Source organism: Streptomyces sp. NPDC054975 (assembly GCF_053609105.1).
In genome coordinates, this window is record NZ_JBSGWV010000014.1 from 113,845 (window position 1) to 128,366 (window position 14,522).

At 71.3% G+C, this 14,522-nt stretch carries 11 protein-coding genes; 6 read left to right on the forward strand and 5 right to left on the reverse strand.

Going from position 1 to position 14,522, the window contains the following annotated elements:
• Positions 1-41: 41 nt before the first annotated feature.
• Together ACWF79_RS16175 and ACWF79_RS16180 are read right to left on the reverse strand one after the other, a co-directional pair.
• Positions 42-440 carry a winged helix-turn-helix transcriptional regulator gene (locus ACWF79_RS16175; RefSeq protein WP_453728735.1) on the reverse strand — a complete coding sequence of 133 codons (399 nt, stop codon included), beginning with the start codon at positions 438-440 and terminating at the stop codon, positions 42-44.
• 70 nt (positions 441-510) lie between these two features.
• Entirely contained in the window at positions 511-1,353 is an 843-nt protein-coding gene (locus ACWF79_RS16180) for a CAP domain-containing protein (protein WP_453728736.1), read from the reverse strand.
• A gap of 179 nt (positions 1,354-1,532) precedes the next feature.
• On the opposite strand from ACWF79_RS16180, the gene ACWF79_RS16185 reads away from it, so the two are divergent.
• The 4 genes from ACWF79_RS16185 (at position 1,533) to ACWF79_RS16200 (ending at position 7,834) form a co-directional block, all read left to right on the forward strand.
• Entirely contained in the window at positions 1,533-1,814 is a 282-nt protein-coding gene (locus tag ACWF79_RS16185) for an acylphosphatase (protein WP_453728737.1), read from the forward strand.
• Positions 1,815-2,208: 394 nt separating this feature from the next.
• Positions 2,209-2,424, forward strand: a complete 216-nt coding sequence (locus tag ACWF79_RS16190) for a hypothetical protein (RefSeq protein WP_352190317.1) — start codon at positions 2,209-2,211, stop codon at positions 2,422-2,424.
• A 210-nt stretch (positions 2,425-2,634) separates the two neighbouring features.
• Positions 2,635-6,189 carry a chromosome segregation protein SMC gene (gene smc, locus ACWF79_RS16195; RefSeq protein ID WP_453728738.1) on the forward strand — a complete coding sequence of 1,185 codons (3,555 nt, stop codon included), beginning with the start codon at positions 2,635-2,637 and terminating at the stop codon, positions 6,187-6,189.
• Between the two features lie 211 nt (positions 6,190-6,400).
• Positions 6,401-7,834, forward strand: a complete 1,434-nt coding sequence (locus tag ACWF79_RS16200; protein WP_453728739.1) for a sugar porter family MFS transporter — start codon at positions 6,401-6,403, stop codon at positions 7,832-7,834.
• Between the two features lie 48 nt (positions 7,835-7,882).
• On the opposite strand, the gene ACWF79_RS16205 is transcribed toward ACWF79_RS16200, so the two are convergent.
• Together ACWF79_RS16205 and ACWF79_RS16210 are read right to left on the reverse strand one after the other, a co-directional pair.
• Positions 7,883-8,860: an LLM class flavin-dependent oxidoreductase gene (locus ACWF79_RS16205; RefSeq protein ID WP_453728740.1), complete on the reverse strand. Its 978-nt coding sequence runs from the start codon at positions 8,858-8,860 to the stop codon at positions 7,883-7,885.
• A 78-nt stretch (positions 8,861-8,938) separates the two neighbouring features.
• Entirely contained in the window at positions 8,939-10,402 is a 1,464-nt protein-coding gene (locus tag ACWF79_RS16210) for a cytosine permease (protein WP_453728741.1), read from the reverse strand.
• Positions 10,403-10,487: 85 nt separating this feature from the next.
• On the opposite strand from ACWF79_RS16210, the gene ftsY reads away from it, so the two are divergent.
• Positions 10,488-11,714 (forward strand): signal recognition particle-docking protein FtsY, encoded by a 1,227-nt coding sequence (gene ftsY / locus ACWF79_RS16215; protein WP_453728742.1) that lies wholly within the window; start codon positions 10,488-10,490, stop codon positions 11,712-11,714.
• A 73-nt stretch (positions 11,715-11,787) separates the two neighbouring features.
• Here the strand turns inward: ftsY and ACWF79_RS16220 are convergent, their stop codons facing one another.
• A complete protein-coding gene (locus ACWF79_RS16220; protein ID WP_453728743.1) occupies positions 11,788-12,441 on the reverse strand; it encodes a bifunctional DNA primase/polymerase in 654 nt (217 codons plus the stop codon).
• Positions 12,442-12,855: 414 nt separating this feature from the next.
• Here ACWF79_RS16220 and nsdA point away from each other — a divergent pair, with 414 nt between their 5' ends.
• Positions 12,856-14,331: a transcriptional repressor NsdA gene (nsdA, locus tag ACWF79_RS16225; protein ID WP_453728744.1), complete on the forward strand. Its 1,476-nt coding sequence runs from the start codon at positions 12,856-12,858 to the stop codon at positions 14,329-14,331.
• Positions 14,332-14,522 lie beyond the last annotated feature (191 nt).

Genomic DNA, 14,522 nt, shown 5'->3' on the forward strand with positions numbered 1-14,522 from the left:
CGGCCCGGCCGTCTTCGGGTCGGCCGCCTTCGGGTCCGTCGTCACCGGCCCGTCGTCACCGGCGTTCTCGTCTCCCGCGCCGCGTCGTACCGTTCGCGCGCCGACAGGACCTCCGGCATCCGGCCCTCGACCAGCTCGATCAGTCCGACCAGGCGCTCGGCGACGTCGCGGCCCAGCGGCGTGAGGGTGTAGTCCACCCGGGGCGGGTTCGTCGGCTGTGCCTCGCGGTGCACCAGCCCGTCGCGTTCCAGGGCATGGAGGGTCTGCGACAGCATCTTCTCGCTCACCCCGTCGACCCGGCGCCGCAGCTCGTTGAAGCGGAACGAGCCCTCGTGGAGCGCGCAGAGGGTGAGACCGCCCCACCGTCCGGTCACATGCTCCAGCGTGACCCGTGACTGACAGGCCCGGGCGAAGACGTCGAAGGCGAGGTCGTCACTCATGTCTTCACGGTACTCCGGCACCGTACTGCCGCACAGCGCTCACCAGAAGTTAGTGTCCGCCTGAAGGGGCTCAGAAGCCGAAGTCCTGCGTCCACCACGGGCCGCCGTCGGCGAAGTGCACGCCGACACCGAGCGCCGTGTAGTCGCAGTTGAGGATGTTCGCGCGGTGACCGTCGCTGTTCATCCAGGACTCCATCACGGCCGCCGCGTCCGCCTGGCCACGGGCGATGTTCTCGCCGCCCATGCCGGTGACGCCCGCCTGGCGGGCCCGCTCCCACGGGGTGTCGCCGTCCGGGTCCGTGTGGTCGAAGAAGCCCCGCTCGGCCATGTCCTGGCTGAACGCGCCCGCGAGCTGCGCGAGGGCCGCGTCCGAGCGGACCGCGCTGCAGCCCACCTTCGCCCGCTCCTCGTTGACGAGCCGGACGACCTCCGCCTCGGCGGCCGAGGCGCGGCTCACGGTCGGAGTGGCGGGCGCCGTGGGCGCCTGGGTGCGGGGGACGGGCTTGGTGGTCGTCGGGGCCGGCTTCGGCTTCGCCGTCTGCGACGGCTGGGCCGGCTTCTTGGGCGTCGCCGAGGCGCTCGACTTCGAGGGCTTCGGCTTGGCCGTCTTCGACGGGGTCGCGGAGGGGGACGGCTTGACGGTGGCGGCGGGCTTCTTGGACGCGGAGGCAGAGGGGGACGTGGAGGCCGACGGGCTCGTCGGCGTCGCGGACGAGCCGCCCTGCGTCGTCAGCTCCGGCGCCTGCCGGGACTGGCTCTGCTCCTTGCCCGTACCCGCGCTGCCCACGGTCAGCGTGTCCCCGCCGGGCAGCAGGCCCGAGGTGACGGCGACCGCTCCGACCGCGACCGCGGCGGAGGCGGCGAGCAGCCCGGTGCGCACGGGCGCGCCGCGCCTCCTGCGATGGCGTCCCATCTCCTCTGCCTTCCTGTCGTCCTGTGCTGCGGTCTTTGCTGATCTTTGCTTTCGCGGACCCGGTCGAGGGCCCTCGAACGAGCACGCCCGAACGGGTGAGCCTCGTTCGGTCGGGACTGTACGCCATGACGCACGGGGCTGACGTGCCTCTTGGGCAATTGGCCCGTTAGCGTTCAGCCATGAACGAAGACGTACGGCTCACCGCCTGGGTGCGCGGCCGAGTACAGGGAGTGGGCTTCCGCTGGTTCACCAGGGCAAACGCGCTGGAGATCGGAGGGCTCGTCGGCTTCGCCCTCAACCTCGACGACGGGCGCGTCCAGGTCGTGGCCGAGGGACCGAGTGAGAATTGCCACCGTCTGCTCGACTGGCTCCGCTCCGCCGACACTCCCGGGCGGGTGGACGGAGTCACCGAGATCTGGGACACGCCGCGCGGCGGCTACGACGGCTTCGCCGTCCGCTGACGCCCCCTCGGCGACCCTCCGTCCGATGGTCCGCGCGGTCCTCGGGCGGACGTTCGGCGAAGGGGCGCCGAAGGGGAAATGACCTGCTGGTTGCCGAGAAGGTCTTGCGGTGCGTGGCCGTGCGAGGAAGGATGATCGATACGCCCCTGAGGCACCGAGTTGCGAGGCGCCGCCGCCCGTTGTGCGGCCGCGGACCCCCCGGTCGCCCCTTGATACGGGGCGTGATCGTGTTGACCGTCAAACTTTTTGGTGAGACTCTGGAAGCCCCGCGCACCTTAGCTGTTTGGCAGTAGGAATCCGGCACGACATCACCTGCTGCCGAGCACCGCGGGTGCGAAAATCCCTCACGACCCAACCGCTTCGGTCGGTCACTCAGTGTGGAGGACCATCCATCATGGCAAAGGCGCTTCTCGGTTACGTCGGCGGCTCCGACCCGCGACTCCTCGCCGAGATGCGACGGCTTCAGCAGCGCGTCCAGGACCTCGAGTCCGAGCTTGTACGGATTCAGTCCGAGAACGACGCGCTCAACGCTGCCGCCGCACAGCATGGCGAGTCGCTGCTGGACAGCATCGACCTCGACGTTCCCAAGGCGGAGCCTGCGCTCACCTGACGGTCGGCATCACAGGACAGTCAGCCCCGACAGTCAGCCCCGTGCCGGGGCAAGGTGAGAAACACTCTCGCTGGCACAGCTAGATATGCAAGGGACGCTCCGGCGTCCCTTCTTTCTTGAGTCCCCCACGTCACACCCCCGGTTCTTACCGGAGGGTGTGCCCTGCACGTTCATGGGTGAAACGCGCGACCCCAGGTAGAGTCCGGGGGCGTGCATCTCAAGGCCCTGACCCTCCGTGGTTTCAAATCGTTCGCATCCGCCACGACCCTGCGGTTCGAACCTGGAATCACGTGTGTCGTCGGGCCGAACGGATCCGGCAAGTCCAACGTCGTGGACGCGCTCTCCTGGGTCATGGGCGAGCAGGGCGCCAAGTCGCTGCGCGGCGGCAAGATGGAGGACGTCATCTTCGCCGGCACGACCGGCCGGCCGCCGCTCGGCCGCGCCGAGGTCTCGCTGACGATCGACAACTCCGACGGCGCGCTGCCCATCGACTACGCCGAGGTCACCATCACCCGGATCATGTTCCGGGGTGGCAGCAGCGAGTACCAGATCAACGGCGACACCTGCCGCCTGCTCGACATCCAGGACCTGCTCTCCGACTCCGGCATCGGCCGCGAGATGCACGTCATCGTCGGCCAGGGCCAGCTCGACTCCGTCCTGCACGCCGACCCGATGGGGCGCCGCGCCTTCATCGAGGAGGCGGCCGGCGTCCTCAAGCACCGCAAGCGCAAGGAGAAGGCGCTGCGGAAGCTCGACGCGATGCAGGCCAACCTCGCGCGCGTGCAGGACCTCACCGACGAACTGCGCCGCCAGCTCAAGCCCCTCGGCCGCCAGGCCGCCGTCGCACGCCGGGCCGCCGTCATCCAGGCCGATCTGCGCGACGCCCGGTTGCGGCTGCTCTCCGACGACCTCGTACGGCTCCAGGAGGCGCTGAAGGCCGAGGTCGCCGACGAGGCCGCGCTGAAGGAGCGCAAGGAGAGCGCCGAGAACGAGCTGAAGGCCGCGCTCGCGAAGGAGGCCGACCTGGAGGACGAGGTCCGCCGGCTCGCCCCGCGCCTCCAGCGCGCCCAGCAGACCTGGTACGAACTCTCCCAGCTCGCCGAGCGCGTCAGGGGCACGATCTCCCTCGCCGACGCGCGCGTGAAGAGTGCCACCGCCCAGCCGCCGGAGGAGCGCCGGGGCCGCGACCCGGAGGACATGGAGCGCGAGGCCGCCCGCATCCGCGAGCAGGAGGCCGAGCTGGAGGCCGCCCTGGAGGCCGCCGAACGCGCCCTGGAGGACACCGTCGCCCACCGCGCCGACCTGGAGCGCGAACTCGCCGTCGAGGAGCGCCGCCTCAAGGACGTGGCCCGCGCCATCGCCGACCGGCGCGAGGGCCTCGCCCGGCTGCACGGCCAGGTCAACGCCGCCCGCTCGCGCGCCGCCTCCGCCCAGGCCGAGATCGACCGGCTCGCCGCCGCCCGTGACGAGGCCCAGGAGCGGGCCGTCGCCGCGCAAGGCGAGTACGAGCAGCTGAAGGCCGAGGTCGACGGGCTCGACGCGGACGACACCGAGCTGGGGGAGCGGTACGAGGCGGCCCGCCGCGCCCTCGCCGAGGCGGAGGCCGCGCTGACGGCCGCCCGCGAGGCCGCCACCGCCGCCGACCGCCGCCGCGCCGCGACCCGGGCCCGCCACGAGGCGCTCTCGCTGGGGCTGCGCCGCAAGGACGGCACGGGGGCCCTGCTCGGCGCCCGGGACAGCCTGACCGGCCTGCTCGGCCCGGCCGCCGAACTCCTCACCGTCACCCCCGGATACGAGATCCCGCTCGCCGCCGCCCTCGGCGCCGCGGCGGACGCCGTCGCCGTCACCGGCCCTCGCGCGGCGGCCGAGGCCCTGCGCCTCCTGCGCAAGCAGGACGCGGGCCGCGCCGCGCTGCTGCTGACGGGCGCCCAGGAACCGGCGGCCCGGGAGACCGACACCGCGGGCCGCCCTCGCGCCGCCGACTTCGTCCGGGGGCCCGACGAACTCATGGGCGCCGTACGCCGCTTGCTCGACGGGATCGTCCTCGTCGGGACGCTGGAGGAGGCCGAGGAGTTCGTCCACGCGCACCCCGGGCTGACCGCCGTCACCGACGAGGGGGACCTGCTCGGGGCGCACTACGCCCAGGGCGGCTCCGCCGGGGCGCCGAGCCTCCTCGAAGTGCAGGCCTCCGTCGACGAGGCGGCCGCCGAGCTGGAGGAGCTGGAGTCCCGCTGCGAGGAGCTCGCCGCCGCCCAGCAGGCCGCGACCGACGCGCGCCGCGCCGCCGCCGCGCTCGTGGAGGAGCTGGCCGAACGCCGCCGTGCCGCAGACCGCGAGAAGTCCCATGTCGCCCAGCAGCTGGGCCGGCTCGCCGGACAGGCCAGGGGCGCGGCGGGGGAGGCCGAGCGGACGGCGGCCGCCGCCGCCCGCGCCGACGAGGCCCTGGAGAAGGCGCTGTACGAGGCGGAGGAGCTCGCCGAGCGGCTGCTCGTCGCCGAGGAGGCGCCCGCCGAGGAGGAGCCCGACACCTCCGTGCGCGACCGGCTCGCCGCCGACGGCGCCAACGCGCGCCAGACGGAGATGGAGGCCCGCCTCCAGCTCCGTACCCACGAGGAACGGGTCAAGGGCCTCGCCGGACGGGCCGACTCGCTCGACCGGGGCGCCCGCGCCGAACGCGAGGCACGCGCGCGTGCCGAGCAGCGGCGCGCCCGGCTGCGGCACGAGGCGGCGGTCGCCGGCGCCGTGGCCGCCGGGGCCCGGCAGCTGCTCGCCCACATCGAGGTCTCCCTCGTCCGGGCAGAGCAGGAGCGTGCGCTCGCCGACGCGGCGAAGGGCGCGCGCGAACAGGGCCTGTCCGCCGCCCGCAACCGGGGGCGCGAGCTGAAGGCCGAGCTGGACAAGCTGACCGACTCCGTCCACCGGGGCGAGGTCCTCGGCGCCGAGAAGCGAATGCGGATCGAGCAGCTGGAGACCAAGGCCCTGGAGGAGCTGGGCGTCGAGCCGGCCGGTCTGGTCTCCGAGTACGGCCCCCATCAGCTCGTACCGCCGTCGCCGCCCGCCGAGGGCGAGGAGCTCCCGGAGGACCCGGAGCATCCGCGCAACCAGCCGCGCCCGTTCGTCCGTTCGGAGCAGGAGAAGCGGCTCAAGGCCGCGGAGCGGGCGTACCAGCAGCTGGGAAAGGTGAACCCGCTGGCTCTTGAGGAGTTCGCGGCGCTGGAGGAGCGGCACCAGTTCCTCTCCGAGCAGCTGGAGGACCTGAAGAAGACCCGGGCCGACCTCCTTCAGGTCGTGAAGGAGGTCGACATCCGGGTCGAGCAGGTCTTCACCGAGGCGTACCGCGACACCGCCCGCGAGTTCGAGGGCGTCTTCTCCCGGCTCTTCCCCGGAGGCGAGGGGCGGCTGATCCTGACCGACCCCGACAACATGCTCACCACGGGTGTCGACGTGGAGGCCCGCCCGCCGGGCAAGAAGGTCAAGCGGCTCTCGCTGCTCTCCGGCGGCGAGCGGTCGCTGACCGCCGTGGCCATGCTGGTCTCCATCTTCAAGGCCCGGCCCAGCCCGTTCTACGTGATGGACGAGGTGGAGGCGGCACTCGACGACACCAACCTCCAGCGGCTGATCCGGATCATGCAGGAGCTCCAGGAGTCCTCGCAGCTCATCGTGATCACGCACCAGAAGCGGACGATGGAGGTCGCGGACGCGCTCTACGGCGTCTCCATGCAGGGGGACGGTGTCTCGAAGGTCATCAGCCAGCGACTTCGCTGACCAGACCTTGATCAACTTCAAGTCTTGAACGAACGGGCCCCTGAAGCTTGTTTTAAGTCATACGACATCAGGTATTGACTTCGAAACTTGAAGGAATAGTCTCTGCAACGTTGCTTTTACCTTCACGTGGTGGGCGGCGTGATGTTGTGCGCCACTTGAAGGGCTCGCCCCCCACGCCCCGGCGACGCTGCCGGAGCTCCCAGGAGTCCATGTGACCAGCACCGCGCAGGCGCCCACGCCGCCGCCGTCCGAAGGCCGGGCCGCCCACCCGGACCACCTCGGCCACGTCATCTTCATCACGGCGTCCGCCGCGATGGGCGGCTTCCTCTTCGGCTACGACAGCTCCGTCATCAACGGCGCCGTCGAGGCCATCCGGGACCGCTACGACATCGGCTCCGGCACGCTGGCCCAGGTCATCGCGATCGCCCTGATCGGCTGCGCCATCGGCGCCGCGACCGCCGGCCGGATCGCGGACCGCATCGGCCGCATCCGCTGCATGCAGATCGCCGCCGTGCTCTTCACGGTCAGCGCCGTGGGCTCCGCGGTGCCCTTCGCCCTCTGGGACCTCGCCTTCTGGCGGATCGTCGGCGGCTTCGCCATCGGCATGGCCTCCGTCATCGGCCCGGCGTACATCGCCGAGGTCGCCCCCGCCGCCTACCGCGGTCGCCTCGGCTCCTTCCAGCAGGCCGCCATCGTCATCGGCATCGCCATCTCCCAGCTGGTCAACTACGGCATCCTGCAGCTCGCCGACGGCGACCAGCGCGGCAAGATCGGCGGCCTCGAGGCCTGGCAGTGGATGCTCGGTGTGATGGTCGTCCCCGCCCTGCTCTACGGTCTGCTCTCCTTCGCGATCCCCGAGTCGCCGCGCTTCCTCATCTCCGTCGGCAAGGTCGACCGCGCGAAGGCGGTCCTCTCCGAGGTGGAGGGCAAGGGCGTCGACCTCGACCATCGCGTCGCCGAGATCGAGCTGGCCATGTGCCGGGAGCACAAGTCCACCATCAAGGACCTGTTCGTGTCCGGCAGCCGCTTCAAGCTGCTTCCCATCGTCTGGGTCGGCATCGGACTCTCCGTCTTCCAGCAGCTCGTCGGCATCAACGTCGCGTTCTACTACTCCTCGACGCTCTGGCAGTCGGTCGGCATCGACCCGTCCAGCTCGTTCTTCTACTCGTTCACCACGTCGATCATCAACATCGTCGGCACCGTCATCGCGATGGTCCTGGTCGACCGGGTGGGCCGTAAGCCGCTCGCCCTCGTCGGCTCCATCGGTATGGCGATCGCCCTCGCCTTCGAGGCCTGGGCCTTCTCCGCCGACCTGGTCGACGGCAAGCTTCCCGAGACCCAGGGCGTCGTCGCGCTCGTCGCCGCCCACGTGTTCGTGCTCTTCTTCGCCCTCTCCTGGGGCGTGGTGGTCTGGGTCTTCCTCGGCGAGATGTTCCCCAACCGGATCCGCGCCGCCGCGCTCGGCGTCGCCGCCGCCGCGCAGTGGATCGCCAACTGGGCCATCACCGCGAGCTTCCCGTCCCTGGCGGACTGGAACCTCTCCGGCACGTACGTCATCTACACGGTCTTCGCCGTGCTCTCCGTCCCCTTCGTACTGAGGTACGTGAAGGAGACCAAGGGCAAGGCGTTGGAGGAGATGGGCTAATCCCCGCTGCCCCTCTCCTCGACACCGGAACTGCCCCGGCCCAGGGTCCTATGCCCTGAGCCGGGGCAGCACCGTCTCCCCGAGCAGCCGCAGCGACCGCCACGCCTCCTCGACCGGCATCCCGCCGCAGAGCGGGTGCAGCACCAGACTCTCCAGCTCCCGTCCAAGGGTCACGCACTCCTCCGGCGTGACGATCCGGTAGACGCCTTCCGCGCGCAGCTCCGCCACCGTCGTCGCCGCCGACCGCACCGCCGAGCGGATGTCCTTCGACTGCCAGGACGCGTACGTCCGCGCCTCGTGCAGGAAGTGCTCCCCGTACAGCTCCCAGGACCGGTCCGGGTCCTCCGAGAGGTGCAGCAGCGGGGTCTTCTCGGCCGGCATCATCGTCCAGCCCTCCGTGCCGTACTCCTCGCACTGCTGCTTGTAGTACGTCTCCAGCTCCGGCAGGTGCGCGCTCGGGAACAGCGGCAGCCCGAGCCGGGCCGCCCGCCGCGCCGCCGCCTTCGAGGAACCGCCCACGAGCAGCAGCGGATGCGGCTGGGTGAAGGGCCGCGGGGTGACCCGTACCGTACGGCCCTCGTACGTGAAGGGCTCACCGGACCACGCCTTCAGCAGGGTCTCCAGGAGCAGGTCCTGGAGCTTGCCCCGACGGCCCCAGTCGACGCCCCGCTCCTCGTACTCCTCCGGCCGGTAGCCGATGCCGGCGACCGTCACCAGGCGGCCCCCGCTCAGCAGGTCGAGGACGGCGATCTCCTCCGCGAGCCGCAGCGGGTCGTGCAGCGGCCCGATGATCGCCGAGACCGTGACCGCGATCCTCCGCGTCGCCCCGAACACCGCGCCCGCGAAGGCGAAGGGGGAGGGGAGCCAGTTGTTCGTCGCGCCGTGGTGCTCCTCGGTCTGGATCGTGTCGACGCCGTGCTCGTCGGCGTAGGCGGCCATGGCGAGGGCGGCCCGATAGCGCTCCGAGAGGGACTCGGGGGTCGCGTGCGGATCGACGAGGTTGAACCGTACGACTGTGAAGGGCATGGGAAGTCCCCCTCCGCGCGTGGGAAGCCGGCGAAGGGGGACGGTATCTGACGTGGCGTCAGATGAGAACGGGTGCGGTCAGACGGAAACGGACGGGCGGGCCTCGGCGGGCTCCACGGGGGCCTGCGCGCGGTCCCGGGGCAGTACGGCGTACAGCACACCGGCCACCACGATCGTCGCCGCCCAGCCGAGCCCGTTCTGGCCGATCCAGGAGGAGGCGAGCGGACCGGAGAACCAGTCGACCTTCGTGAACAGCAGCCCCACCACGAGCGCCACCGCCCACGCCGTCATGGCCTGCCAGGCGAAGCCGCCCCGGTACCAGTACGCGCTGGTCCGCGTGGTGTCCATCAGGGCCACGCCGTCGTACGACCGGCGGCGCAGCATGTCGACACCGAAGACGCCGATCCACGCCGAGAACGCCACCGCGAGCAGCGTCAGGAAGGAGATGAACGAGCCGATGAAGCTGGTCGCCACCACCATCAGCAGGAAGCCGAAGACCAGGCTGATGACGGCGTTCACGCTGACCGCCGCCGCACGCGAGACCTTGATGCCGAGAGTCTGCGCGGTGAACCCGGCCGAGTACATCGACATCGAGTTGATCAGCAGCATCCCGATCAGCGCGATGAGCAGGTACGGCACGGAGATCCAGGCCGGCAGCAGCTCGCCGATGAACGACACAGGGTCCTGCGCCGAGGCGAGGTCCGGGGTGGCCACGGCCATGACCGCACCCATCAGCACCATCGGCAGCACGACGATCCCGGCGCCGCCGATCGTGGTGCCGACCATCGCCTTCGAGGAGGCGGTACGCGGCAAGTAGCGGGTGAAGTCCGGGCCGGAGGGGACCCAGCTGATGCCGCCCGCCGCGATGGTGCCGATGCCCGCGATCATCATCGCCGTCGAACCGGCCGGCTTGTCGAAGACCGCCGACCACTCGGTGTTGGCGACCAGGTAGACGAGTACGAGGACCGAGAAGGCGCCGAAGAGGTACGTCGACCACGTGCTGCACACCCGCAGGGCGTTGATGCCGAGCCCCGACACCAGGAAGGTGCAGGCGACGAAGAGCAGCAGCGTCACGACGATCAGCGCGGTGTTCGACTCGACACCGAAGAGCAGGTCGAGCACGGTCAGCACGGCGTACGCGCCGGTGACCGCGTTGATCGTCTCCCAACCCCAACGGGCCACCCAGATCAGCGAGCCGGGGAAGAGGTTGCCGCGCTGCCCGAAGACGGCCCGCGACAGCGCCATGCCGGGGGAGCCGCCGCGCTTGCCCGCGATCGATATCAGTCCGACGATCCCGTACGAGAGGATCGGCGCCGCCGTCGCGACGACCAGCACCTGCCAGAAGTTCAGGCCGTTGAAGACGATCAGACCGGCGCCCATCGTGAGCAGGAGCACACTGATGTTGGCGGCGACCCAGGTCGGGAAAAGCTCGCGGACGTGGCCGGTGCGCTCGGCGTCGGGGACGGGCTCGAGACCTCGGGTCTCGACGGCGCCTTCAAAATCCGGGGGGATCTCCGCGGCGCTCTCGGCGGCAGGGGGCATGGTGGTACTCCGTGCGGGGTGTGGGGGACCCACCCAGCGTACGTGCTCCTCCTACGGTCCGGTCGTGGCCGATACTGGACCCGTTATGGAACTCATTCTTGCTGTAGTCATCGCCCTGGTCGTCGCCGTCGTCGTGACCAGCGGGCTCGTGATCAGCGGCCGCAAGAAGAAGCAGCTGCCACCGCCCGAGGCACCGTCCACCACGCCGACCATCACCGCTCCGCCCGCCGAGCCGCACGTCGGCGACGAGGCGGAGACACCGCGGGAAGAACCACGCCGCACCATCGAGGAGCTCGACCTCCCGACCGCGGAGGAGGCGGTCGAGACCCCCGCCGCCGTCGAGGACCCGGTCGTCGCCGAGCCGCCGGCGATCGAGATCGAGGTGCCCGAGCCGACCGCCGGCCGCCTCGTCCGGCTCCGTGCCCGGCTGGCCCGCTCGCAGAACTCGCTCGGCAAGGGGCTGCTCGCGCTGCTGTCGCGCGACAACCTCGACGAGGACACCTGGGAGGAGATCGAGGACACCCTGCTCACCGCCGACGTCGGCGTCGCCCCGACCCAGGAGCTGGTCGAGCGGCTGCGTGAGCGCGTCCGCGTCCTCGGCACCCGTACCCCCGAGGAGCTGCGCGGGCTGCTGCGCGAGGAGCTCATCGCCCTCCTCGGCCCGGACTTCGACCGCTCCGTGAAGACGGAGAGCGACCCGGGTGTCCCGGGCGTCGTCATGGTCGTCGGCGTCAACGGCACCGGCAAGACCACGACCACGGGCAAGCTGGCCCGCGTCCTGGTCGCCGACGGCCGCTCGGTCGTCCTCGGCGCCGCCGACACCTTCCGGGCCGCCGCCGCCGACCAGCTCCAGACGTGGGGCGAGCGCGTCGGCGCGCGGACCGTACGCGGTCCCGAGGGCGGCGACCCGGCGTCGATCGCCTACGACGCCGTCAAGGAGGGCATCGCGGAGGGCGCCGACGTCGTCCTCATCGACACCGCCGGCCGCCTGCACACCAAGACCGGTCTGATGGACGAGCTCGGCAAGGTGAAGCGGGTGGTCGAGAAGCACGGCCCGCTCGACGAGATCCTGCTCGTCCTCGACGCCACGACCGGCCAGAACGGCCTGATCCAGGCGCGCGTCTTCGCCGAGGTCGTGGACATCACCGGCATCGTGCTGACCAAGCTCGACGGCACGGCCAAGGGCGGCATCGTCATCGCCGTCCAGCGCGAGCTGGGCGTGCCGGTCAAGCTGGTCGGCCTGGGCGAGGGCCCGGACGACCTGGCCCCCTTCGAACCGGGCGCCTTCGTGGACGCGTTGATCGGAGACTGACGCGCTCGTACGCGAGCGAAGGGCCCCGCCGGTTCCGGCGGGGCCCTTCGCATGTCGTGCGCGTCGTCCTGGGTCAGAAGTTCGTGCGGTGGCAGATGTACGCCAGCGTCCCGAGCAGGAGCCGCGCCTGCGGCGGTGCCCCCGCCGTGTCGAGGGTCGGCGGCCGCAGCCAGCGGACCGGCCCCAGGCCGCCGAGGTCCGAAGGCGGCGCCGTCACGTGCGCGCCCGGCCCCAGACCCCGCAGGTCCAGGTCGGCGTCGTCCCAGCCCATCCGGTACAGCAGCTGCGGCAGCTCCGCCGCCGCGCCCGGCGCCACGAAGAACTGCGCCCGTCCCGTCGGCGTCGCGCAGACGGGACCCAGCGGCAGGCCCATGCGCTCCAGGCGGATCAGCGCCCGCCGCCCCGCCGGCTCGGCGACCTCGATCACGTCGAAGGACCGGCCCACCGGCAGCAGCAGCGCCGCGCCCGGGTACCGGCCCCACGCCTTGGTCGCGTCGTCGAGGCCCGCGCCGGCCGGCACCGGTTCGGCGAACGAGAGCGGATGCGCCCCCGGAGCCGTACAGGACGCGTCGCCGCAGGAACACCGGCCGGAGACGGCCCGCGCGCCGGGAACCACGTCCCAGCCCCACAGTCCTGTGTACTCGGCCACCGCTGTGCACTCGGTGGTGCGGACGCGGCGACGTGAGCCGGACCGCATCTCACGAATGCCGCCGATCGTGAAGCCCATACCCCCTCCAACGGGTCGGACGCGCCGGTGGTTACGACTCGGAGCCCCACTGTCACGCTCCGTCGCCGGGATGGCGCGGGGACGCGGGCGAGGTGGTGCGTACCGTGGCGCGCGCCTGCTCGCGCTCCAGTCCGCCGACCCCTGGTTCGTCGCATGTCAAGTGAATCGTGTTCGGCGGCAGGCGAGTTCATTCGAAGGGGTGGCGAATGGTGGCGTTTCTTGAATCCGCCTCACTGGAGGGGTGATCGTAGGATTACTGTCGGTGCTCGAACCGCTGGAGCCGCGCGCATCTGGGTATGCCGGAGGCAACCCGCATTCCTGTTCGAAGGGGTGGAAGCCCCGGACGGGCAGAGCGGGACGCGGCATTCTGATAAGGGTTCGCGCAACAGAGTCGACGTGGATGGGGGCGTTCCTGTGGGCGGCAACGGCGCAGACGGTACGACTGCCGGCAAGCGCCCGAACGAGCAGCTCAGCTCGTGGTTCGTGCGGAGCGGCTGGTCGAAGGGCGAACTGGCGCGCCAAGTGAACCGCAGAGCACGCCAGATGGGCGCGCACCACATCTCCACGGACACCTCGCGCGTGCGCCGCTGGCTGGACGGCGAGCAGCCGCGCGAGCCCATCCCACGGATCCTCTCCGAGCTGTTCTCCGAGCGGTTCGGCTCGGTCGTCGCCGTCGAGGACCTCGGGCTGCGCACGGCCCACCAGGCGCCGTCCGTCTCCGGTGTCGACCTGCCCTGGGCCGGGCCCCAGACCGTCGCCCTGCTCAGCGAGTTCTCCCGCAGCGACCTCATGCTCGCCCGCCGAGGCTTCCTCGGCACCTCCCTCGCGCTCGCCGCAGGACCCTCCCTCATCGAGCCCATGCAGCGCTGGCTCGTCCCCACCCCGGCCGGCGAGCCCGCACCGCCCGAGCCCCTCCCGGTCGGCCACCGCCCCGGCAAGCTCTCCGCGATAGAGCTCGACCTGCTCGAATCCACCACGGCGATGTTCCGCCAGTGGGACGCCCAGTGCGGCGGCGGACTGCGCCGCAAGGCCGTCGTCGGCCAGCTCCACGAGGTCACCGACCTCCTCCAGGAGCCGCAGCCGGCCGCCACCGCCCAGCGCCTCTTCCGCTGCGCGGCCGAACTGGCCGAACTGGCCGGGTGGATGAGCTACGACGTGGGCCTGCAGCCCACCGCCCAGAAGTACTTCGTCCTCGCCCTGCACGCCGCGAAGGAGGCCGGGGACAAGCCCCTCGGCTCGTACATCCTCTCCTCGATGAGCCGCCAGATGATCCACCTCGGCCGGCCCGACGACGCCCTCGAACTCATCCACCTCGCCCAGTACGGCAGTCGCGACTGCGCCACCCCGCGCACGCAGGCCATGCTGTATGCGATGGAGGCCCGCGCCTACGCCAACATGGGCCAGCCCTCCAAGTGCAAGCGGGCCGTGCGGATGGCCGAGGACACCTTCGCCGACGTCGGCCTCGACGGCGAGCCCGAGCCCGACTGGATCCGCTTCTTCTCCGAGGCCGAGCTCAACGGCGAGAACTCGCACTCGTACCGCGACCTGGCCTACGTCGCCGGACGCTCCCCGACGTACGCCTCGCTCGCCGAGCCCGTCATGGAGCGGGCCGTCTCCCTCTTCGAGAAGGACCCCGAGCACCAGCGTTCGTACGCACTCAACCTGATCGGCATGGCCACCGTTCACCTCCTCAAGCGCGAGCCCGAGCAGTCCGCCGTCCTCGTCGAGAAGGCGCTCGGCGTGGCCAGGAGCGTCCGCTCCGAGCGGGTCAACACGCGGCTGCGCAAGACCGTCGACACCGCCGCCCGCGACTTCCGCGACGTCGCCGAGGTCGTCCAGCTCACCGACCGGCTCACCGCCCTCCTCCCCGAGACGGCCGAGGCCGTCTGACCCCCCGGGCCCGCCCCTCGGGCCCCTTCCGACACCGGCCGCGACAGCGTTCCCGTACTGACCGACTCGGCTCCCCCGCCGCCAGGACAGGGACACATGTCGCGGCCGGCTCACGTCCCCTGCGTTACACGCCCGTGACCCAGGGGTTCACAGCCACGTAACACGCCCCACCCCTTCGTCACTGCGGTGAA